The organism is Brachymonas sp. KE5 (genome assembly GCF_057773645.1).
In genome coordinates this window covers 642,163-660,406 of sequence record NZ_CM173463.1, presented here as the reverse complement: position 1 = coordinate 660,406, position 18,244 = coordinate 642,163, and the positions used below count along the sequence as shown (strand labels likewise).

General features: G+C 64.8%; 20 protein-coding genes, 1 pseudogene and 1 riboswitch. Of the genes and pseudogenes, 4 read left to right on the top strand and 17 right to left on the bottom strand.

What is annotated here, in order from left to right; genetic code table 11:
- Positions 1-6: 6 nt before the first annotated feature.
- From ACX36O_RS03085 to ACX36O_RS03055, 7 genes are all read right to left on the bottom strand, one after another.
- Positions 7-1,518, bottom strand: a complete 1,512-nt coding sequence (locus ACX36O_RS03085) for a cobyric acid synthase (RefSeq protein ID WP_213362622.1) — start codon at positions 1,516-1,518, stop codon at positions 7-9.
- 110 nt (positions 1,519-1,628) lie between these two features.
- A complete protein-coding gene (locus ACX36O_RS03080) occupies positions 1,629-2,771 on the bottom strand; it encodes an aminotransferase class I/II-fold pyridoxal phosphate-dependent enzyme (protein ID WP_371686503.1) in 1,143 nt (380 codons plus the stop codon).
- On the bottom strand, positions 2,768-3,751 hold the full coding sequence (gene cbiB, locus ACX36O_RS03075) for an adenosylcobinamide-phosphate synthase CbiB (RefSeq protein WP_213359218.1): 984 nt from the start codon (positions 3,749-3,751) through the stop codon (positions 2,768-2,770). Before cbiB ends, ACX36O_RS03080 begins: the two co-directional genes overlap by 4 nt.
- 58 nt (positions 3,752-3,809) lie before the next feature.
- Positions 3,810-4,859, bottom strand: a complete 1,050-nt coding sequence (bioB, locus tag ACX36O_RS03070; RefSeq protein WP_371686502.1) for a biotin synthase BioB — start codon at positions 4,857-4,859, stop codon at positions 3,810-3,812.
- An 18-nt stretch (positions 4,860-4,877) separates the two neighbouring features.
- A complete protein-coding gene (bluB, locus tag ACX36O_RS03065; RefSeq protein WP_371686512.1) occupies positions 4,878-5,552 on the bottom strand; it encodes a 5,6-dimethylbenzimidazole synthase in 675 nt (224 codons plus the stop codon).
- A gap of 129 nt (positions 5,553-5,681) precedes the next feature.
- Positions 5,682-6,251: a cob(I)yrinic acid a,c-diamide adenosyltransferase gene (gene cobO / locus ACX36O_RS03060; protein WP_213359209.1), complete on the bottom strand. Its 570-nt coding sequence runs from the start codon at positions 6,249-6,251 to the stop codon at positions 5,682-5,684.
- A 10-nt stretch (positions 6,252-6,261) separates the two neighbouring features.
- On the bottom strand, positions 6,262-6,852 hold the full coding sequence (locus ACX36O_RS03055; RefSeq protein WP_213359205.1) for a bifunctional adenosylcobinamide kinase/adenosylcobinamide-phosphate guanylyltransferase: 591 nt from the start codon (positions 6,850-6,852) through the stop codon (positions 6,262-6,264).
- A 175-nt stretch (positions 6,853-7,027) separates the two neighbouring features.
- A riboswitch (cobalamin riboswitch) is annotated at positions 7,028-7,267 on the bottom strand.
- Positions 7,268-7,397: 130 nt separating this feature from the next.
- Between ACX36O_RS03055 and ACX36O_RS03050 the strand changes: the two genes are divergently transcribed.
- From ACX36O_RS03050 to ACX36O_RS03040, 3 genes are all read left to right on the top strand, one after another.
- Positions 7,398-7,706 carry a DUF904 domain-containing protein gene (locus ACX36O_RS03050; RefSeq protein ID WP_488360031.1) on the top strand — a complete coding sequence of 103 codons (309 nt, stop codon included), beginning with the start codon at positions 7,398-7,400 and terminating at the stop codon, positions 7,704-7,706.
- On the top strand, positions 7,703-8,035 hold the full coding sequence (locus tag ACX36O_RS03045) for a cell division protein ZapA (RefSeq protein WP_488360030.1): 333 nt from the start codon (positions 7,703-7,705) through the stop codon (positions 8,033-8,035). Before ACX36O_RS03050 ends, ACX36O_RS03045 begins: the two co-directional genes overlap by 4 nt.
- A gap of 343 nt (positions 8,036-8,378) precedes the next feature.
- Entirely contained in the window at positions 8,379-9,203 is an 825-nt protein-coding gene (locus tag ACX36O_RS03040) for a sulfite exporter TauE/SafE family protein (protein ID WP_213359186.1), read from the top strand.
- A gap of 3 nt (positions 9,204-9,206) precedes the next feature.
- Here the strand turns inward: ACX36O_RS03040 and ACX36O_RS03035 are convergent, their stop codons facing one another.
- Both ACX36O_RS03035 and hemN read right to left on the bottom strand, forming a co-directional pair.
- On the bottom strand, positions 9,207-9,893 hold the full coding sequence (locus tag ACX36O_RS03035; protein WP_213359183.1) for a sulfite exporter TauE/SafE family protein: 687 nt from the start codon (positions 9,891-9,893) through the stop codon (positions 9,207-9,209).
- A 93-nt stretch (positions 9,894-9,986) separates the two neighbouring features.
- Complete coding sequence (hemN, locus tag ACX36O_RS03030; protein ID WP_213359180.1) at positions 9,987-11,384, bottom strand: oxygen-independent coproporphyrinogen III oxidase; 1,398 nt, start codon at positions 11,382-11,384, stop codon at positions 9,987-9,989.
- Positions 11,385-11,607: 223 nt separating this feature from the next.
- On the opposite strand from hemN, the gene fnr reads away from it, so the two are divergent.
- Positions 11,608-12,336: a fumarate/nitrate reduction transcriptional regulator Fnr gene (gene fnr, locus ACX36O_RS03025; protein WP_213359170.1), complete on the top strand. Its 729-nt coding sequence runs from the start codon at positions 11,608-11,610 to the stop codon at positions 12,334-12,336.
- 102 nt (positions 12,337-12,438) lie between these two features.
- Here fnr and ACX36O_RS03020 read toward each other — a convergent pair whose 3' ends face one another.
- From ACX36O_RS03020 to ccoS, 8 genes and pseudogenes are all read right to left on the bottom strand, one after another.
- Complete coding sequence (locus tag ACX36O_RS03020) at positions 12,439-12,726, bottom strand: nitrogen fixation protein FixH (RefSeq protein WP_371686497.1); 288 nt, start codon at positions 12,724-12,726, stop codon at positions 12,439-12,441.
- Positions 12,727-12,743: 17 nt separating this feature from the next.
- On the bottom strand, positions 12,744-14,213 hold the full coding sequence (gene ccoG / locus ACX36O_RS03015; protein ID WP_434087715.1) for a cytochrome c oxidase accessory protein CcoG: 1,470 nt from the start codon (positions 14,211-14,213) through the stop codon (positions 12,744-12,746).
- Between the two features lie 147 nt (positions 14,214-14,360).
- Complete coding sequence (gene ccoP, locus ACX36O_RS03010) at positions 14,361-15,266, bottom strand: cytochrome-c oxidase, cbb3-type subunit III (protein WP_488360029.1); 906 nt, start codon at positions 15,264-15,266, stop codon at positions 14,361-14,363.
- Complete coding sequence (locus ACX36O_RS03005) at positions 15,263-15,439, bottom strand: cbb3-type cytochrome oxidase subunit 3 (RefSeq protein ID WP_213359150.1); 177 nt, start codon at positions 15,437-15,439, stop codon at positions 15,263-15,265. The genes ccoP and ACX36O_RS03005 overlap by 4 nt, the downstream gene beginning before the upstream one ends.
- A 30-nt stretch (positions 15,440-15,469) precedes the next feature.
- Positions 15,470-15,781, bottom strand: coding sequence for an OmpA family protein (locus ACX36O_RS03000; RefSeq protein ID WP_488360227.1), 312 nt, complete (start codon positions 15,779-15,781; stop codon positions 15,470-15,472).
- 153 nt (positions 15,782-15,934) lie between these two features.
- Positions 15,935-16,561, bottom strand: a pseudogene (gene ccoO, locus ACX36O_RS02995) (cytochrome-c oxidase, cbb3-type subunit II); the annotation flags it as partial.
- Between the two features lie 15 nt (positions 16,562-16,576).
- Positions 16,577-18,016: a cytochrome-c oxidase, cbb3-type subunit I gene (ccoN, locus tag ACX36O_RS02990; RefSeq protein ID WP_371698887.1), complete on the bottom strand. Its 1,440-nt coding sequence runs from the start codon at positions 18,014-18,016 to the stop codon at positions 16,577-16,579.
- Between the two features lie 66 nt (positions 18,017-18,082).
- On the bottom strand, positions 18,083-18,220 hold the full coding sequence (gene ccoS / locus ACX36O_RS02985) for a cbb3-type cytochrome oxidase assembly protein CcoS (protein ID WP_091816006.1): 138 nt from the start codon (positions 18,218-18,220) through the stop codon (positions 18,083-18,085).
- Positions 18,221-18,244: the final 24 nt, after the last annotated feature.

Sequence of the window (18,244 nt, the reverse complement as noted above, 5' to 3'; positions counted from 1 at the left end):
AAGCAATCAAACAAGCAGTTGGCGCAGCACGGGCGCGCCAAAATGCTCTTCCACAAAATCGGCAGCGCGCTCGAACACCGTGTCCAGCGCTACGGGCGCACTGCCGAACAGGGCCTGCAGCACGGCCGGCTGCTCCAGCAGTCCGTGCAGATACAGGCCCAGCACATTCCCCGCGTGGGGAATATCCGAGGTCGCAGCGCCATTGGTCCAGCCGATGACCTTGCCATCGGCATCCTGCAGCGCTTCGTGTGCCACATGGCCGGTGCGCACCATGGCCGCATGGGGCGCGGTCTGGCCCATGTGGATTTCGTAGCCCGCCACCGCCATGCCCGCCAGCGGCGCCCAGGCGCCTTCCAGGGGGGCGAAGCGCGCCTGCGTGCGGCACACCGTCTTGCGCGATTCGAACAGCGTCACCAGCGGCAGCAGGCCGATGCCCGGCCCGTTGCCGCCCGCACCCCGTGCCTCCACCCCTTCGAGATCGATCACGGCTTCGCCCAGCATCTGCAGGCCGCCGCACACGCCCAGCACCTTGCCGCCGCGCACCGCATGCTGGCGAATGGCGGCATCCAGCCCCCGACTGCGCAGCCACTGCAGATCGGCCGAAGTGCTCTTGCTGCCGGGCAGGATGATCCAGTCCTGCGCCCCCAGCGCAGCCAGCTGCTGCGCCTGGCGTACCCAGCGCACGCGCACGCCGGGCAGCTGCCGCAGCGGCTCGAACTCATCCAGGTTGCTGATGCGCGGATAGGCCACGATGGCTACCGTCACCGTGGCTTCCTCGCCACCGGTGGGCGCGTCGTCGAACACGCCGTCCTCTTCCGGCAGGCCATGGCCGCGCCACATGGGCAAGGTTGCCAGCACCGGCACGCCAGTCATCGCCTGCAGCATGTCCGGTGCCGGCGCCAGCAGGCTGGCATCACCGCGGAACTTGTTCAGCACGAAGCCGCGCAGCAATGCGCGATCCGCTTCGGGCATCAGTGCCCAGGTACCGTACAGGTGGGCAAAGGCGCCCCCGCGATCGATATCGGCCACCAGCAGGCAGGCCGCCCCGGTATGGCGCGCCACCCGCAGATTGACCACATCGCTGCCCATGAGGTTGATCTCGGCAGGCGAACCCGCCCCTTCGATCACCACCACGTCATTTTCGGCACGCAGCGCGTCGAGCGCTGCGGCAATCTGCGGCCAGACCTTCTCGCTGCGGCCGCGCCAGGGCATGGCTGTCAGCTCCGCATCCACCTGTCCCAGCACCACCACCTGGCTGCGCGTATCCGCCTCGGGCTTGAGCAGCAGCGGATTCATGCGCACTTCCGGCTCGGCGCGCGCAGCCAGGGCCTGGAAATACTGCGCGCTGCCGATTTCGCCGCCATCCGGACAGGCCGCCGTGCCGCCCACCACGCGCGCGTTGTTGCTCATGTTCTGCGCCTTGAACGGCGCCACACGCAATCCCTGTCGCGCATACCAGCGGCACAGCGCCGTCGTCAGCCAGCTCTTGCCCGCACCGCTGGTGCAGCCCAGCACCATCACGCACGGCGCCAGCCGGCGGCCGGATGTGTCCGCCGCCTGAGTCGCCCTGGCCGGCATGGCGTGTCCCGGCGCCCCCTCGCTCCGGCCTGCACCCTGCTGTATTCCGTTCATGCCTTCAACTCCTGCATCACTTCCGTCCAGGCATGCACCAGCGCCTGCTGCGCCTGCGGCGTGTGCACGCACAGGCGCACATGGCCCGGCAGGCCAAAACTGCAGCAATCACGCAGCTTGACTCCGCGCGCACGCAGCGCCTGCGTCAGGCTGTGCCAGTAGGGACTCAGCACGCGCAATGCCGAGGCATCCGCCTTCATGCCGTCCCACCCGCCGCTCGCATCGCAACGCGGTTGCGCCGGCTCGCCCCGCCCGCCCTGCACGTCCGGCTGATCGAACAGCAGCAGCGGCCAGGGCAGGCGCATCACGCCAAAATTTGTCTCGCTTGGAATCGCTTCCCAGCCCAGCATCTGCAAGCGCGCCATCTGCTGCAGTTTCCAGCTGCGCAGGATATACCGTGCCTCGTTCATCCAGCGCTGCGTCATGGGCGAGCACCAGCTTTCCAGCAGCGCCACGCCGTGCGCGCCCGTCGGCCACGACGGCCCCAGCTGCGCAAACTCCGCAATTGCGCCACGCTCCGCATGCAGCGGCGCAATGGCATAGGCGCCACGGATGCCGCACACACCCAGCGCCTTGTTGGGCGTCCAGAGCTGCCAGACCGCATCCCGGTCCAGTTCGGGAGCCAGCGGCTTGAACGACAACTGCAGCGGCGCGTAGGCACAATCCAGCACCACGATCGCTCCGGGCTTGCGCAAATCCCAGTCTTCCGGCAGGGTCAGCGCCTGGCCCAGCGGGCTGGACGGTGCACAGAGCCAGACCAGGTCCGCCTCGGCAATCATCTCCGTGCGCTTCAGCCCGACCTTGCTGGATGCCACGGCGTAGTCGCCGTAATGGAACTGCGGCATCCAGCTTGCGCCATGCGGATGGCGCAGGGCCGTCCAGGCCGCCAGCCGTGCAATCAATTCGCTGGCACTGGCACCGATCACGATGCGCTGCACTTCCACGTCATGGAACTCGGCCAGCTGCTCGCGCAGGCGCCGATAGGTGGGATCGGGATAGCGCGTGGCATCGGCCGCATTCAGCGCCTCCATCGTGTACGGGCACGGCCCGGCCGCATTGCTGTTGGTCGAAAAATCCCACGGCGCGGCCCCCATGGCATCGGTGCCGCCGTGCGCCGCAACCATCATGGTGTCTGTCATGCAGCCCTCCCCTGCCAGCCATGAAAGGCCAGCGCTGCGAACAAGATTGTGATTCCGAGCAGGCCCAGCACGGCCACTCGCGTCATCTGCACGGCGCGCGGCACATGGCTGGCCTGCGCCGCCTGTCCCGCCGCATGCAGGGTGTATACGCCCGGCTTGCGCAAGCGCACATCCAGGACCATCGCCATGGCGGCCATGGGCCAGCCACTGTTGGGTGAGGGCGTCCGCCCTGCCTCCTGCTGCAGGCGCTGCAGTGAACAGCGCGTCGGCCGCATGCCGGACAGCAGCAGCGCCAGTCCGGTGATGCGTGCGGGCAGCCAGGCCAGCACGTCATCGACACGCGCCGCCCATTTGCCCGCCCATTCCCAGACCTGGCCGCGGTAGTCGCCGCGGTAGCCCCACATGGAATCGGCCGTATCGGCATAACGGAACAGCGCCGCACCGGGCAGACCCAGCAACGCAAACCAGAACAGCGGCGCAATCACGGAATCATTCAGGTTCTCGGCGAGGCTCTCGATGGCGCTCTCGCGCACCTGCTCTTCGCCCAGCTGCGTCACATCACGGCTGACGATGCGCGCCAGTTGCTGCTGCCCTTCCTGCAGGGAACGCCCCAGCGCCACCTCCACCGCCGCCACCTCGTCGGTCAGCATGCGCCAGGCCAGCAACGGCTTCAGCGCAATGCCCAGCAGCAGGGCGGCCCAGCCCCACGGCAACTGCAACAATAGCCATTGCAGCGCTCCTGCCACTACCAGCACAAGCAACGCCCCGCCCCACCAGGCCAGTGCTCCGCGCCAGAAGCTCGGCCAGTCAGCCTCGTGCGGGCGCACCCGCGCCTGCAGCCAGCGCCCGGCACGGCCCAGGTAGTTGCCCATCCAGACAACCGGGTGCCAGCGCGGTGGCGGCTCCCCGATCCACTGGTCGATCATCAGGGCAAGCAGCACGGCTGCAAATCCGATCCAGAGTCCGTGTGGTCCTGTCATGGCAACACTCCTGCCGGGTCGGTAGCATGCACGGCACCCGCAAGGGTGCCGCCGCGGATCAGTGTCCCGACTTTCCCGCCGTCATGCCCAGACGCTCGATCAGCTTCAGGTCGGCTTCCACATCGGGGTTGCCGGTGGTGAGCAGCTTTTCACCGTAGAAAATGGAGTTGGCACCAGCCATGAAGCACAGCGCCTGCATGGTATCGGCCATGGCACTGCGGCCAGCCGACAGGCGCACGCGCGCCTTGGGCATGGTGATGCGGGCCACGGCGATCATGCGCACGAACTCCAGCGGATCGATGTCTTCGGTTTCGGCCAGCGGCGTGCCCTCGACCTTCACCAGATTGTTGATCGGCACGCTGTCCGGATAATGCGGATGCAGATTGGCCAGCTGGCCGATCAGCTCGGCACGCTGGCGACGGCTTTCGCCCATGCCGATGATGCCGCCGCTGCAGACATTCACGCCCACGTTGCGCACGTTCTCCAGCGTGTCCAGACGGTCCTGGTAATCGCGCGTGCTGATGATGTTGCCGTAGTTCTCGGGCGCGGTGTCCAGGTTGTGGTTGTAGTAATCCAGACCGGCTTCCTTGAGCTGCTCGGCATGGTCCTTGGTCAGCATGCCCAGCGTGCAGCAGGCTTGCAGGCCCACGTCCTTCACCGTCTTGATCAGCGTGACCACGTTCTCGATGTCGCGGTCCTTGGGCGCGCGCCAGGCCGCACCCATGCAGAAACGCGTGGCACCCGCGGCCTTGGCCAGCTCGGCGGCCTCGCGCACCTTGTCGGCTTCCATCAGCTTGGTGGCATCGACGCCGGTGTCATAGTGCACCGACTGCGGGCAGTAGCCGCAATCCTCCGGGCAGCCGCCGGTCTTGATCGAAAGCAGCGTCGCAAATTCCACTTCGGCCGGATTGAAGTGCTCGCGGTGCACCTGCTGTGCCTTGAACATCAGCTCGGGGAACGGCAGCGCAAACAGCGCCTCGATATCCTCCACCGCCCAGCGGTTGGTGCTCTGCGGCACCGGCTGGTTGTTGCGCGGGGCGCAGAAATGCACGGTCTGCTCGCCGCCGGTATGGCAGGTGGCGGGGGAATGGGTGACAGGAGTGTCCATCTTCGGGCTTTCTCTACATCAATCGGAAGAATCGCAGCACGCATTGTCCGCTACCGGGCTTTGCCCAGGCTGACAAAGCCCCTGCAGGAACGGGGCACTGTGGCCCCAGCTATTGTCAAAAACCACATCCGCCAGCGGCATGCGGCTGGCCCAGCGCTGCTGCTGCAGCATGGGCGCATCATAAAACTCGGGCACCGGGCCGATGCACAGCAGCGCCAGCGGGCTGGCCCCTTCGGGCAGCTGCAGCAAGGCACCCAGCTCGTCGGGATCGAAAATCGACACCCAGCCCACGCCCAGCCCCTCCGCACGCGCCGCCAGCCACAGGTTCTGCAGCGCGCAGCCGACCGAAGCGATATCCATATAGGGCATGGTGCGCCGGCCGAACACATGGCGCTCGCGCCCGTCCGCCAGGCATACCGCGATCAGCTCGGCCGCCTCGCGGATCCCTTCGACCTTGAGCTTGAGAAAATCCTCCTCGCGCTCGCCCAGCGCACGGGCCGTGGCCACGCGTTCGCGCTCCACGCAGCCATGGATGCGCTCGCGCAGCCCCGCATCGCTGATGCGCAGAAAGCGCCAGGGCTGCATGAAACCCACGCTCGGCCCTGCATGCGCCGCCAGCAGCAGGCGCTCCAGCACCTCCGGCACCACCTGGGCACCCGGCGTGAAATGGCGCATGTCGCGCCGCTGCGCCATCACGCGGTAGATCGCGTCCCGGTCTGCCGCCGGATAGGCATGCTGGGAGGAGCCCCCCGCTTCGGCATCCGGCCGGCCGTCAGCATCGCCGCCTAGACACAGGGCAATGGAATCGTTCACGGTGTGCGCTCAGTCCTCGATGCCGCGCTGCGCCGGAATGCCCGCATCGAAGGCATGCTTGACCGGGCGCATCTCGGTCACGGTATCGGCGATGTCGACGATCTCCTGCGGGCAGCGGCGGCCGGTCAGGCACACATGCACATCGCGCGGACGGTTCTTCAGCGTCTCCACCACATCTTCCAGCGGCAGCCAGCCGTACACCAGCGGATAGGTGATCTCGTCGCACACCACCAGGAAATACTCGCCGCTCAGGATGGCGGCCTTGGCCTTCTCCCAGCCGTCGCGCGCCAGCTGCGCGGACTTTTCCAGATCCTGGCTCTTCCAGCTGAAGCCGTCGCCCAGCCCCTCGACTGGCACGCCGATCTGCTCGAACATGCGGTGCTCGCCAAAGCGCGCACTCGGCACCTTCATGAACTGGTAGATCTTCACCTTCTTGCCGCGGCCGGTGGCACGCAGCGCCAGGCCGAACGCGGCCGTGCTCTTGCCCTTGCCATCGCCGGTATTGACGATCAGGATGCCGCGACGCTCGCCATCGGACTTTTCGTACGGTTTCTCCTTGGGCGGTTCCTCGATTTTCATGGGCATCCTTTCAGTCGGAAGATTTCAATGTCAGCGGCAGACCTGCCGCCATCAGGGTCACGTGGCTGCACACGGCTGCCACGCGCTGGTTGAGTTCGCCAAGCGCGTCCACAAAGGCACGCGTCTCGCGGCCGAGCGGAATCACGCCCAGGCCGATTTCATTGCTCACGATATACAACGGACCGGGCCAGGCCCGGATGGCCTCCAGCAGATCGGCAACCGCGGCTTCCAGCCGCGCAGCATCGGCGACCGGCTGCACATCCTCCTGCTCCAGCGGCATCAACTGCTGCGTCAGCCAGAGCGTGAGGCAGTCCAGCACCAGTGCCACCTCCGGCGCGCCATGCTGGCGCAACAGGCCGGGCACGTCCAGTGCGCCGCCCCACTCCGCAGCCTGCAGGGTCTGCATGCGCGGCACGCGCCGGGCGCGATCCTGCTGGTGGCGCGCGATGCGCTGCTGCATTTCCTCGTCCCAGGGCAGTGCCGTTGCCAGATACAGGGCACGGCGCCCCGCATCCTGCTCCAGCCAGCGCGCCACCAACTGCTCGGCGCGCACCGTCTTGCCGGATTTCTGGCCGCCCAGGATCAGTTCGTGATGCCTCATGCCGCCCTCCACGGCTGCGCACGGCGCACGCCAGGGCGCAACCCGTTCAGGAGAGAAAGACCAAGAGAGAAAATGTCCGCCAGCACCGGCACCAATGCCACCATGAGAAAAGCCCGGAAAACCGCTGGCGCCCCGCCGCTGCATTCCGTTCCGGCGCCGGCCCGCAGGCAGGCGCCCCAAATCAAGCTTGCTGGCCGGTATCCGGGCTGACGGCATGGCAGCGCTGCCTTCCCGGCACCTGGCCAGTGGCGTGCGAGAACACTGCGGCAGCCGCTTCACAACCCGGGCTGCGCCGTATCACCGTTGCGGGGGCAGCGCAGGCCTGTGCCCTGCCAGCCATCCCGGCAGGACTCCTGCTTCCCGTTTACCCGGCGGCCACAACGACCTGCCAGGCACCAGCAATCCGGATATTGTAGGACGATTCGCCCCGTCCCTGAGGAAAGCCCCCATGGCGTCCCGGCGCCATCATCTACAATGTGCAACAAAGGGCCAGGCCTGCAGCTGCAGGCCACGCCAGCTATCTTGTTGCCTGTCGTTCCCGTGCCATGACCACTCCCCTCACCCCGCTCTCGCTCGACCAGGTCGCAGACCGCATGGAGCACATGCTGCTGCGCTACCAGGAGCTGCAGAAAACCGCCGCCCTGCTCCAGGGCCAGCTGCAGGAAGTTACCCAGGAGCGGGATTCGCTCAAGTCGCGCCTGTCGGCCGCCCGCGCGCGCGTCGACGCCCTGCTCGCCCGCCTGCCGGCCGAGCCGGTGGCAGCGCCGGCCGCCCCGGCGCCCGCCATGGCCAGCGTCTGGGGCCAGCAGCCCCCTGCCGCACAGCCTTCTTCTGCCAAGGATGATCCGCAATGAAGCAAATCGAAGTTCCGATCATGGGCCAGGCCTATGTGCTGGCCTGCCCGGAAGGTTCCGAAGACCGCATGAACGAGGCAGTGCAGCGCGTCGACACCGCCATGTGCAAGATCCGTGATGCCGGCAAGATCCGCGCACGCGACCGCATCGCCGTGCTCGCCGCCCTCAACATGGCCTTCGACCTGATCGAGAAGGAGCAGCAGATTGCGGCCATGCCCGCCCTCGCCGCCGAAGGCGAGGTACAGCCGGCCGAGTTGGTGCACCCCCGCATGCAGGCCCTGCTGCAGCGCATGGACGAGGCGCTGGCCGAGGACGGCCGCCTGATCTGACAGTCGTACACAACGCGCGGGCTTTTACATCTGCAAATTTCCCACGCGGGCCGATTTCATCCTAAAATGAAGGCGTCTGCAGCGAGCTTGGCTTTATATTTCCTTGAACCAATGCTCTCTGAGCCCGGGCTTGGTAGATCGCTCGGCCAGCGTGATCATCTCGCGTTAGATGAACCCAAGGCCTTGCTGCCCTCGCCCACCTGAACCCCTCCGTTCAGGATGACGGTCTGGCTCTGCTGCAGACACCTCTCAGCCGTCTGGCGCCCCTCGCGACAGACCCCAAGCCGCCCCCCGGGCGGCTTTTCGCGTTCGGAGCTCCGAACGCCTCAGCAGATTTCCCGCCATGATCCTCGAACCCATCACCATTGTCGAACTGGCCGCGCTCGGCCTCACCGGCGGCTTCATGGCCGGCCTGCTGGGCGTGGGGGGCGGCATGGTGCTGGTGCCCTTCATCACCTGGATCCTGGCCAGCCGCGGCGTCGACAACGAACTGGCCGTGAAGATGGCGATTGCCACTTCCATGGCCACCATCATCTTCACCTCCATCTCCAGCGTGCGCGCCCACCACAAGCGCGGCATGGTGCGCTGGGATCTGGTCAAGGGTATCGCCCCGGGCATCATGATCGGCGCACTGGTCGTCAGCATCGGCGTGTTCGCCCTGCTCAAGGGTGCCTGGCTGTCCGTGGTGTTCGGCGTGCTGGTGATCCTGGCGGCGCTGCAGATGTTCCTGGATCGCAAGCCCAAGCCCACGCGCCAGATGCCCGGCCGTGGCGGCCAGATGGCGGCCGGCAGCGTGATCGGCTTCCTGTCCGGCCTGCTCGGCGCCGGCGGCGGCTTCCTGAGCGTTCCCTTCATGACCTGGTGCAACGTCGCCATCCACAACGCCGTGGCCACCAGCGCCGCCCTGGGCTTTCCGATCGCGGTGTTCAACGTGATCGGCTACGTGCTGGGCGGCTGGAGCGTGGCGGGCCGGCCGGAATGGTCGGTTGGCTACGTCTGGCTGCCAGCCCTGGCCGTGATCGCCAGCTGCAGCGTGCTGATGGCCCCGCTGGGCGCACGCACCGCGCACGCCCTGCCGGTCAAGACCCTCAAGCGCATCTTCGCCGGCATCCTGATGCTGCTGGCGGTCAGCATGCTGATCAAGGGTATCCGCCTGCTGGGCGCGTAAACCTCAGGGCGTGGTGCACCACGGCGCCTGATCATGCATCAGGCCCATCCACAGCGCCACGCCGGCGCTGATGGCCAGCGCTAGGCCAGCCAGGCGAATGCCCCATTCGCCATCGCCCAGCTTGCGCATGCGCAGCAGCAGCCACGGGCCCGCCATCAGCGACACGCTGGTGCCCAGCACGAACAAGGCCATCACGGCTGCCCCCTGCCATACCACGCCGGTCAGGGCCGCCACCATCAGTGCCGAATACAGCAGGCCACAGGGCAGGAAGGCCCACAGCATGCCCACCAGCACCGGCCCGAAAGAACCGCCGCGCTGCTGCAGGCGCTTGATGCGCTCCCACACCTTGCGCGCCGAGCGATCCAGCCAGGCCGGCTGCCGCCCCTGGAACATCAGCAACACCCCGAGCACCAGCGCGGCGACGTGGATCGTGCTCCACACCGGCCGCAGCGCGGCACTCTGCACCGTCAGCCAGCCCAGGCCCTGCATGGTGGCCGCGGCCAGCGCGCCCAGGCCGGCATAGCCCAGCACCCGCCCCACCTGGAACAGCCCCATGGCCGTATTCTGCTGCGCCGGCCGTTCACCGGCCGTGACGCCGATCCCCGCGCATGCCGCGCCGCACATGGCAATGCAGTGCGGGCCGCCCGCCAGGCCCATCAGCAGGGCCGTGACGATCAATGATGCTTCCATACTTCTCTTTCATGCAAAACGGCCGGCACGGTATGCACCGGTGCCGGCCTTGCCATGGCAGTCCCTCTCACCCTGCCGGGTGTCTGCCACCGATCAGATGATTTTAGAGAATTTCACGCGGGTGCGGTCCGCCTGCAGGTACTTGTCGAACACCATGGCCACGCCACGCACGAAATACCAGCCCTGCTCGGTGACGGTGATGCCGTTCTCGGTGATGCGCACCATGCCTTCCTCTTCCTTCTGCCCGAGCATCTCCAGCTCGCGCGCGAAGTAATCCTTGAAGTCGATCAGCCAGGCCAGGTTGATCGACTCGTAGTCGATCTCGCCCTGGCACATGATGGCCATGATGACGGCGCGGCGGATCAAGTCGTCTCGCGTCAGCGCCAGGCCACGCACCACCGGGAAATGGCCGCGCTCGACCGCGTCGTAGTAGTCTTCCAGCGTCTTGGCGTTCTGGCTGTAGGTGGCGCCGATGCGGCCGATGGCCGAAACGCCCAGGCCGATCAGGTCGCAGTCCGGCTGCGTGCTGTAGCCCTGGAAGTTGCGGTGCAGGCGGCCTTGGCGCTTGGCAATGGCCAGTGCATCATCGGGCAGCGCAAAGTGGTCCATGCCCACGTACACGTAGCCGGCATCGCCAAAGGCCTTGAGCGATTGCGACAGCATCTCGATCTTTTCGCCACCGCTGGGCAGCGTGTAGGCATCGATGCGGCGTTGTGCCTTGAACCGCTCGGGCAGATGCGCGTAGGCATACAGCGCAATACGGTCCGGCCGCAACTCGTTCACCTGCTTCAGCGTGCGTGCAAACGAGGCCGCGGTCTGCTGCGGCAGGCCGTAGATCAGGTCGACGTTGACCGACTTGAAGCCGATGCGGCGCGATGCCTCCACCAGCGCAAACACCTGCTCGGCCGGCTGGATGCGGTGCACCGCCTTCTGCACGTCCGGGTCGAAGTCCTGCACGCCGAAGCTCAGGCGGTTGAAGCCCAGGTCGAACAGGTTCTGCAGGCGTTTTTCATCCACCGTGCGCGGGTCCACTTCCACCGAGTATTCGCCGCCCTCTGCCAGTTCAAAGGCCCCCCGGATCATGCCCATCAGCTGACTCAGTTCCGCATCGTCCAGGAAGGTGGGCGTGCCGCCACCGAAGTGCAGCTGCGACACCACCTGCCCGCGCCCCAGATGCGCGACATGCAGGTCAATCTCGCGCTGCAGATAACGCAGGTACTCGGTGCCGCGCTCGCGGTGCTTGGTGATGATCTTGTTGCAGGCGCAGTAGTAGCACAGCGACTGGCAGAACGGCACGTGCACATAGATCGACAGCGGCAGCACATGGCCCGGCCGGGAATTGTGCCGCTGCTCCAGCGCAGCGATGTAGTCGCTCTCGCCAAAGGCCTCGACAAAACGGTCAGCCGTGGGATAGGAGGTGTAGCGCGGGCCAGCAATGTCGTAGCGGGCCAGCAATTCTGGGGTGAGGATGATCTGTTCGGTACTGCTCATGGTCTCGGGCATTCTAAGTGAGCAAGCGCCAGCATAACCCCTTGCTGCACAAAAGCCTGAACGGTTGCGGGCGCTGCCATGCTGTCATTGCGGGTATCTACTTTGCCAGCGAAATGCCCCTGCAGCCATTGATATGTATCAACCCCTCTTTTCCGCCATGCGATAATCGGCACTTTCCATGACAAGGATCAAGTGCGCAATGGCGCGCGCCCCGGATAGCTGCATGTCTCCTTCGCTCCCCAAGTCTTACAAAGTGGCCTGCTCGAACTGCAATCTGCGCGAGCTGTGCATGCCCATGGGTCTGAGCGAGGCAGAACTGCGCTATATCGACAACATGGTCGGTGCCCGGCGCAGGATTCCGCGTGGCGAACCGCTGTTCACGCACGGTGACCCGTTCAAGGCACTCTACGCCATCCGCACCGGCTTTTTCAAGACCACGGTCACTGCGCAGGACGGCCGCGACCAGGTCACCGGCTTCCAGATGGCCGGCGAGATCGTCGGGCTGGACGGCATCGTGCACGACCGCCACACCTGCGATGCGATCGCGCTGGAAGACTCCGAAGTCTGCGTCATGCCCTATGACGAACTCGAGGCGCTTTCCCGCGAAGTGACGGTGCTGCAGAACCACGTGCACAAGATCATGAGCCGCGAGATCGTGCGCGACCAGAGCATGATGCTGCTGCTCGGCAGCATGCGCGCCGAGGAACGCCTGGCCGCCTTCCTGCTCAATCTGGTGCAGCGCCTGCATGCGCGCGGCTTTTCGCAATCGGAACTGGTGCTGCGCATGACGCGCGAGGAAATCGGCAGCTACCTTGGCCTCAAGCTGGAAACGGTGAGCCGCACCTTCTCCAGGTTTGCCGAACAGGGCATCGTGGAGGTGCGCCAACGCCACGTGCGCATTCTGGATACGGCAGCGCTGCAGCAGCTGGTCAGCCAGCACCACCCCGAATAGCCCGGCAGCACTGCACGAGCAAGCACCAGTTGGGCGAAACCCGCCTCTCATTAACAAAAGAAATGCCGGCACACAGCCGGCATTCTTCAGGAGAGCTTCCGGTCAGTGCGACGCCGGAACGCCGCCCGTGGCGGCATGATTGCGCGCCCGGTTGGCAGGGGTGAATTGCGCCCCCTGGTTGGACAGGCCGGGCGTTTCCACCTCCCGGCTCTCGATCAGCACCTCATTGGGCGAATGCGCGATGAAGTACCAGGTGATCAGGCTGGCGATGATGACGGCCACCGGGCCGCCCACCACCATCCATACGATCGGATACGTCCACCACGACCGGCCCTCTTCGGGGTGAGGGACCTGACCACGGGACGAAGCATCCGGGTTGCTGGTTTGCATGCGTGACTCCTGGCTCATCATTTCGGTACCAGGAAGGCGGCCTTTTCGGTCACCATGGCATCGCTGCCGGTTTCACGGATATCCAGGTAGATCGGGTGCGAACCCGGCTCCATGGAACCCACGGGAATGCGCACGGCGACCACGTGCTGCTCGACCTGGGCCGGGCCGATGGTCATGTCTGCCCCTTCGGCAATGGTGGCGCCGGGCAGTCCGTTCACGCGGATCTCGTAGTTCTGCTCGCTCTCGGTGGTGTTCATCACGCGCACCAGGTACACGTTCTCGATCTTGCCGCCGTCGACGATGCGCGACATCACGCCACGGTCGCGGATGATGTCCACCCGCATCGGCTTGCGCATGCTCAGGCTGGTCACCAGCGCAGCCGCAATCAGCACCAGGATGCCCGTGTAGACCAGGATACGGGGACGCTTGATCCGGTTCCAGATCTCGCTCTTGCCCCAGTTGTTCTTCATCGCGTTCTCGGTGGAGTACTTGATCAGGCCACGCGGGTAGCCGACCTTGTCCATCACCTCGTCGCAGGCATCCACACAGGCGCCGCAGCCGATGCATTCGTACTGCAAACCCTTGCGGATGTCGATGCCGGTCGGGCAGACCTGCACGCACATGGAACAGTCGATACAGTCGCCGAGCGCAATCGTGCTGCGATCGACCTTCTTGGAGCGCGGACCGCGCGGCTCGCCACGGTTCTCGTCATAGGTCACGATCAGCGTGTCGGGGTCGAACATGGCGCTCTGGAAGCGAGCGTACGGGCACATGTACTTGCAGACCTGCTCGCGCATGAAGCCGGCGTTGCCGTAGGTAGCGAAACCGTAGAAGAAGATCCAGAAGGTTTCCCAGTTGCCCAGGTTCCAGTGCGCGAAGTTGCCGATCAGTTCGCGGATGGGCGAGAAATAGCCGACGAAGGTCAGGCCCGTCCAGACCGCAATCGCCAGCCAGATCAGGTGCTTGCCGCCACGCTTGAGGATCTTCTCGCCCGTCCAGCCGCTCTTGTCCAGGCGCATGCGGGCACTGCGGTCGCCTTCCATTTTGGCCTCGACCCAGAGGAAGATCTCGGTGTAAACCGTCTGCGGGCAGGTGTAGCCGCACCACAGGCGCCCTGCCACCGCCGTGAACAGGAACAGCGACAGTGCGGAGATGACCAGAATGCCCGTCAGGTAGATGAAGTCCTGCGGGTACAGCACCAGGCCGAAGATATAGAACTTGCGCGCACCCAGGTCGAACAGCACGGCCTGGCGCTCGCCCCAGTTCAGCCAGGGCAGACCATAGAACACGATCTGTGTGAGCCAGACGAAAATCCAGCGCCAGTTGGTGAAACGACCGGAAATCGAACGCGGATGGATCGCCTTGGATGCCGCAAAAAGCGAACCGCCGGTAGCGGCCGACATCAAGGTGTCCTTCTCGATCGGGATGACCTTTTTTTCCGGTGCCGGTTCAGGCGTTTGCTTTTTCTCGGGGACTTCGTTGGACATAGTGTGTGTTCCAGACTGCCTTACTTACATGAACCCGAATATGATAAGACGATCGGGCGTCGCCATATGAAAAAACCGCCATGACCTTTGATCGAAGTCATGGCGGTGCATTATCCCGTGCACAGGTTTTCCTGTGCACATTGTCGGTTACTTGTTGGAAAGGCTCCACACATAGGCCGACACCAGGCGGATCTGCTCGGGCTTGAGCTTGGTGTGCCACTCGGGCATCACGTTGATCTTGCCATTCGTGATCTGGTTCACGATGTTGGCTTCGCTCGGAACGCCCATCAGCCAGACCGAGTCGGTCAGGTTGGGCGCGCCCAGCGCCGTGTTGCCCTTGCCATCTGCGCCGTGGCAGGCCGCACAGGCCATGAATTTGCCCTTGCCGACAGAGGCTTCAGCCGAGTCGTGCGGCAGGCCGGACAGGCTCATCACGTAGTGGGCCACCGCCTTGGCATCGGCGGGCGTGCCACCGATGGCCTGGATCTGGGGCGGCATGTTGCCGTTGCGACCCTTGGTGATGGTTTCCATGATCTGCTCGGGCTTGCCGCCCCACAGCCAGTCGTTGTCGCTCAGGTCGGGGAAGCCGGTGCCACCCTTGGCGCTGGAGCCATGGCACTGCGCGCAGTTGTTCAGGAACAGGCGCTGGCCCATGCCGTTGGCGTCCTTGTCCTTGGCGATCTCCTCGATCGGCATGGCGGCGTACTTGGCGAACAGCGGTGCCACCTGGGCATCACCCTTGGCCATCTCTGCCTCGTACTGGCCCTTGGAGGTCCAGCCCAGCGAACCCTTCATGTTGCCGAAGCCCGGATACATGAAGAAGTAGGCGATGGCAAAGAAGATGGTCAGCCAGAACATGCCCACCCACCAGCGCGGCAGCGGGTTGTTGATCTCGCGCAGGTCGCCGTCCCACACGTGGCCGGTGGTCTTGTCTTCGGCGGTTGCAGCGCGCGCCTGTGCGCCGAACAGCAGCACAGCCACACAGAAGATGATGCCGAAAGCGACGATCGCCATCACCCACAGTGACCAGAAGGAACTGATAAAGTCACTCATTTTGTATCCTCAGTATGTTTTTGGGGGCTCGGAGCCTCTTCCGGACCGAACGGCAACTGGGCAGCCTCGTCGAAGCGGTGCGTGTTGCGGCGGGAATAGGCCCACCAGCCGATGCCGATGAATGCGGCAAAACTCAGCACCGTCGTCAGGCTTCTCAGGTCGTTGATGTCCATGTGGAAGAAACTCCTCGTCCCTTGTTCTGTTTACTGCAGGGCAACGTCGACGCGACGTGCCTGGCCACCCTGGCCGGCGTTGTTATCCGCAGGCTTTTGCAGGTCGATCTGGTCTTCGGCCACGCCGTTGGCCTTCAGCAGGTCACGCACGGCAAAGGCACGCTGTTTGGCCAGTTCGGCATTCTTGGCGGGATCGCCAGTTGCGTCGGTATAACCGCTGATGACGGCCTTCTTGCCGGCCTTGACGCCGGCGATCACGTCAGCCAGCGCGTCCTTGCCGCCGGCAGCCACTTCGGTCTTGCCGGTTGCAAAGAAGAACTGCACGACGCCGTTCTCGACCATCACCGCGGCCTGGTCTTCGGCCGGAGCGGCTACGGCAGCAGGTGCAGCAGCGCTGGCTTCAGCGGCAGGCGCAGCAGCCGGGGCCGGTGCTGCAGCCGAAGCCGGGGCAGCGGCCGGAGCGGGTGCTGCGGCAGCCGTGGGCACGGCAGCCGTCATGGCATGGCCGAGCGACTGCAGGTAGGCAATCACGGCTTCCATTTCGGTCTTGCCCTTGACGGCAGCGCCGGCGCCGGCGATGTCGGCATCGGTGTAGGGCACGCCCAGCTTGCGGAGGGTGGCCATGTGGGTACCGATGGTCTGGTCATTCACCAGGTTCTTTTCCAGCCAGGGGTAGGCCGGCATGTTGGACTCGGGCACCACGTCACGCGGGTTGAACAGGTGCTGGTGGTGCCATTCGTCGGAATAGCGGCCACCCACGCGGGCCAGGTCGGGACCGGTACGCTTGGAGCCCCACTGGAAGGGGTGATCCCACACGGACTCGCCAGCCACGGAGTACTGGCCGTAGCGCAGGGTTTCCGCACGGAACGGACGCACCATCTGCGAGTGGCAGTTGTAGCAGCCCTCGCGCTGGTAGATGTCACGGCCGGCCAGCTGCAGGGCGGTGTAGGGCTTGAGACCCGGCACCGGCTGCGTGGTGGACTTCTGGAAGAACAGCGGCACGATCTCGACCAGACCGCCGAAGGCGATCACGATCAGGATGAGCACGATCATCCAGAAGTTGCTGGTTTCAACCTTCTCGTGGCTCAGGCCACCGGAAACAGGATGATTAGCGTTAGCCATTTTTATTGTTGCTCCTTAGGCGTGTGCGGGATTGAGCGCCGGGATCTGGGTCGTGACGGAACGGCCCTTGCTGGCGGTCATCAGGGTGTTCCACAGCATGATGATCATGCCGCCCAGGTAGAGCACGCCACCCAGCAGGCGAATGGCGTAGAACGGGAAGGTGGCCTTCACGCTTTCGACGAAGGTGTAGGTCAGGGTACCGTCGGCGTTGATGGCACGCCACATCAGGCCCTGCATCACACCGGCAATCCACATCGCGGCGATGTACAGCACGATACCGATGGTGGCGGTCCAGAAGTGGACCTCGATCGCCTTGACGCTATACATTTCCTTCTTGCCGAACAGCTTCGGAATCAGGTAGTACAGGGAACCCATGGTCACCAGACCCACCCAGCCCAGGGCGCCGGAGTGCACGTGGCCCACGGTCCAGTCGGTGTAGTGGCTCAGCGCGTTGACGGTCTTGATGGACATCATCGGGCCTTCGAAGGTGGACATGCCGTAGAACGACAGGGACACGATCAGGAAGCGCAGGATGGGGTCGTCACGCAGTTTGTGCCATGCGCCGGACAGGGTCATGATGCCGTTGATCATGCCGCCCCAGCTGGGAGCCAGCAGGATCAGGGAGAACGTCATGCCGACGGACTGGGTCCAGTCGGGCAGCGCCGTGTAGTGCAGGTGATGCGGGCCGGCCCACATGTAGGTGAAGATCAGTGCCCAGAAGTGCACGATGGACAGGCGGTAGGAGTACACCGGACGGCCAGCCTGCTTCGGCACGAAGTAGTACATCATGCCCAGGAAGCCTGCAGTCAGGAAGAAGCCCACGGCGTTGTGGCCGTACCACCACTGGACCATGGCATCCTGCACGCCGGCGTAGGCGGAGTAGGACTTCATCAGGCCGGCAGGCAGTTCTGCGCTGTTGACCAGGTGCAGCACCGCGATCGTCAGGATGAAGGCGCCGTAGAACCAGTTGGCCACGTAGATGTGACGCACCTTGCGGGTGCCGATGGTGCCGAAGAACACGACGGCGTAGGCCACCCAGACCAGCGTGATCAGGATGTCGATGGGCCATTCGAGTTCAGCGTATTCCTTGCTGGTGGTGTAACCCAGCGGCAGGGAAATGGCGGCAGCCAGAATGACGAGCTGCCAGCCCCAGAAGGTGAAGGCAGCGAGCTTGTCGCCGAACAGGCGCACCTGGCAGGTACGCTGGACGACATAGTAGGAAGTGGCAAAAAGGCCCGAACCACCGAATGCGAAGATCACCGCATTGGTGTGCAGCGGACGCAGGCGGCCATAGGACAGCCACGGAATGCCAAAGTTGAGCTCAGGCCAGGTCAGCTGTGCGGCGACGATCACGCCAACCAGCATGCCGACCACGCCCCAGACGACGGTCATTATGGCGAACTGGCGTACAACCTTGTCGTTGTACGTAGTCGCCTGCATATTGGAGAAATTCATTTTCACCTCTTTCTAAAAAAACCCTGCCAAGCGTAATCTTATCCGTAAAACACAACTTGACACACATCAATCCTGCTTGAAGATGCGCTGCCCTTCGGCCTCGATGTCCTCGAACTGGCCGCTGTGGATCGCCCACCACAGTCCCGCCAGAATGAAGAACACCAGTCCCACCGACAGCGGTATCAAGAGATAGAGAATGTCCATAGGCCTTGCCTCCTTTTCTCCTCG

What these genes read in the sequence shown, in the direction of transcription:
- ACX36O_RS03085 (WP_213362622.1), bottom strand. Translation starts at nt 1,518, where the DNA reads ATGGTGCTGGGCTGCACCAGCGGTGCGGGCAAGAGCTGGCTGACGACG.
- ACX36O_RS03080 (WP_371686503.1), bottom strand. Translation starts at nt 2,771, where the DNA reads ATGACAGACACCATGATGGTTGCGGCGCACGGCGGCACCGATGCCATG.
- cbiB (WP_213359218.1), bottom strand. Translation starts at nt 3,751, where the DNA reads ATGACAGGACCACACGGACTCTGGATCGGATTTGCAGCCGTGCTGCTT.
- bioB (WP_371686502.1), bottom strand. Translation starts at nt 4,859, where the DNA reads ATGGACACTCCTGTCACCCATTCCCCCGCCACCTGCCATACCGGCGGC.
- bluB (WP_371686512.1), bottom strand. Translation starts at nt 5,552, where the DNA reads ATGGCGCAGCGGCGCGACATGCGCCATTTCACGCCGGGTGCCCAGGTG.
- cobO (WP_213359209.1), bottom strand. Translation starts at nt 6,251, where the DNA reads ATGAAAATCGAGGAACCGCCCAAGGAGAAACCGTACGAAAAGTCCGAT.
- ACX36O_RS03055 (WP_213359205.1), bottom strand. Translation starts at nt 6,852, where the DNA reads ATGAGGCATCACGAACTGATCCTGGGCGGCCAGAAATCCGGCAAGACG.
- ACX36O_RS03050 (WP_488360031.1), top strand. Translation starts at nt 7,398, where the DNA reads ATGACCACTCCCCTCACCCCGCTCTCGCTCGACCAGGTCGCAGACCGC.
- ACX36O_RS03045 (WP_488360030.1), top strand. Translation starts at nt 7,703, where the DNA reads ATGAAGCAAATCGAAGTTCCGATCATGGGCCAGGCCTATGTGCTGGCC.
- ACX36O_RS03040 (WP_213359186.1), top strand. Translation starts at nt 8,379, where the DNA reads ATGATCCTCGAACCCATCACCATTGTCGAACTGGCCGCGCTCGGCCTC.
- ACX36O_RS03035 (WP_213359183.1), bottom strand. Translation starts at nt 9,893, where the DNA reads ATGGAAGCATCATTGATCGTCACGGCCCTGCTGATGGGCCTGGCGGGC.
- hemN (WP_213359180.1), bottom strand. Translation starts at nt 11,384, where the DNA reads ATGAGCAGTACCGAACAGATCATCCTCACCCCAGAATTGCTGGCCCGC.
- fnr (WP_213359170.1), top strand. Translation starts at nt 11,608, where the DNA reads ATGTCTCCTTCGCTCCCCAAGTCTTACAAAGTGGCCTGCTCGAACTGC.
- ACX36O_RS03020 (WP_371686497.1), bottom strand. Translation starts at nt 12,726, where the DNA reads ATGCAAACCAGCAACCCGGATGCTTCGTCCCGTGGTCAGGTCCCTCAC.
- ccoG (WP_434087715.1), bottom strand. Translation starts at nt 14,213, where the DNA reads ATGTCCAACGAAGTCCCCGAGAAAAAGCAAACGCCTGAACCGGCACCG.
- ccoP (WP_488360029.1), bottom strand. Translation starts at nt 15,266, where the DNA reads ATGAGTGACTTTATCAGTTCCTTCTGGTCACTGTGGGTGATGGCGATC.
- ACX36O_RS03005 (WP_213359150.1), bottom strand. Translation starts at nt 15,439, where the DNA reads ATGGACATCAACGACCTGAGAAGCCTGACGACGGTGCTGAGTTTTGCC.
- ACX36O_RS03000 (WP_488360227.1), bottom strand. Translation starts at nt 15,781, where the DNA reads ATGGTCGAGAACGGCGTCGTGCAGTTCTTCTTTGCAACCGGCAAGACC.
- ccoN (WP_371698887.1), bottom strand. Translation starts at nt 18,016, where the DNA reads ATGAATTTCTCCAATATGCAGGCGACTACGTACAACGACAAGGTTGTA.
- ccoS (WP_091816006.1), bottom strand. Translation starts at nt 18,220, where the DNA reads ATGGACATTCTCTATCTCTTGATACCGCTGTCGGTGGGACTGGTGTTC.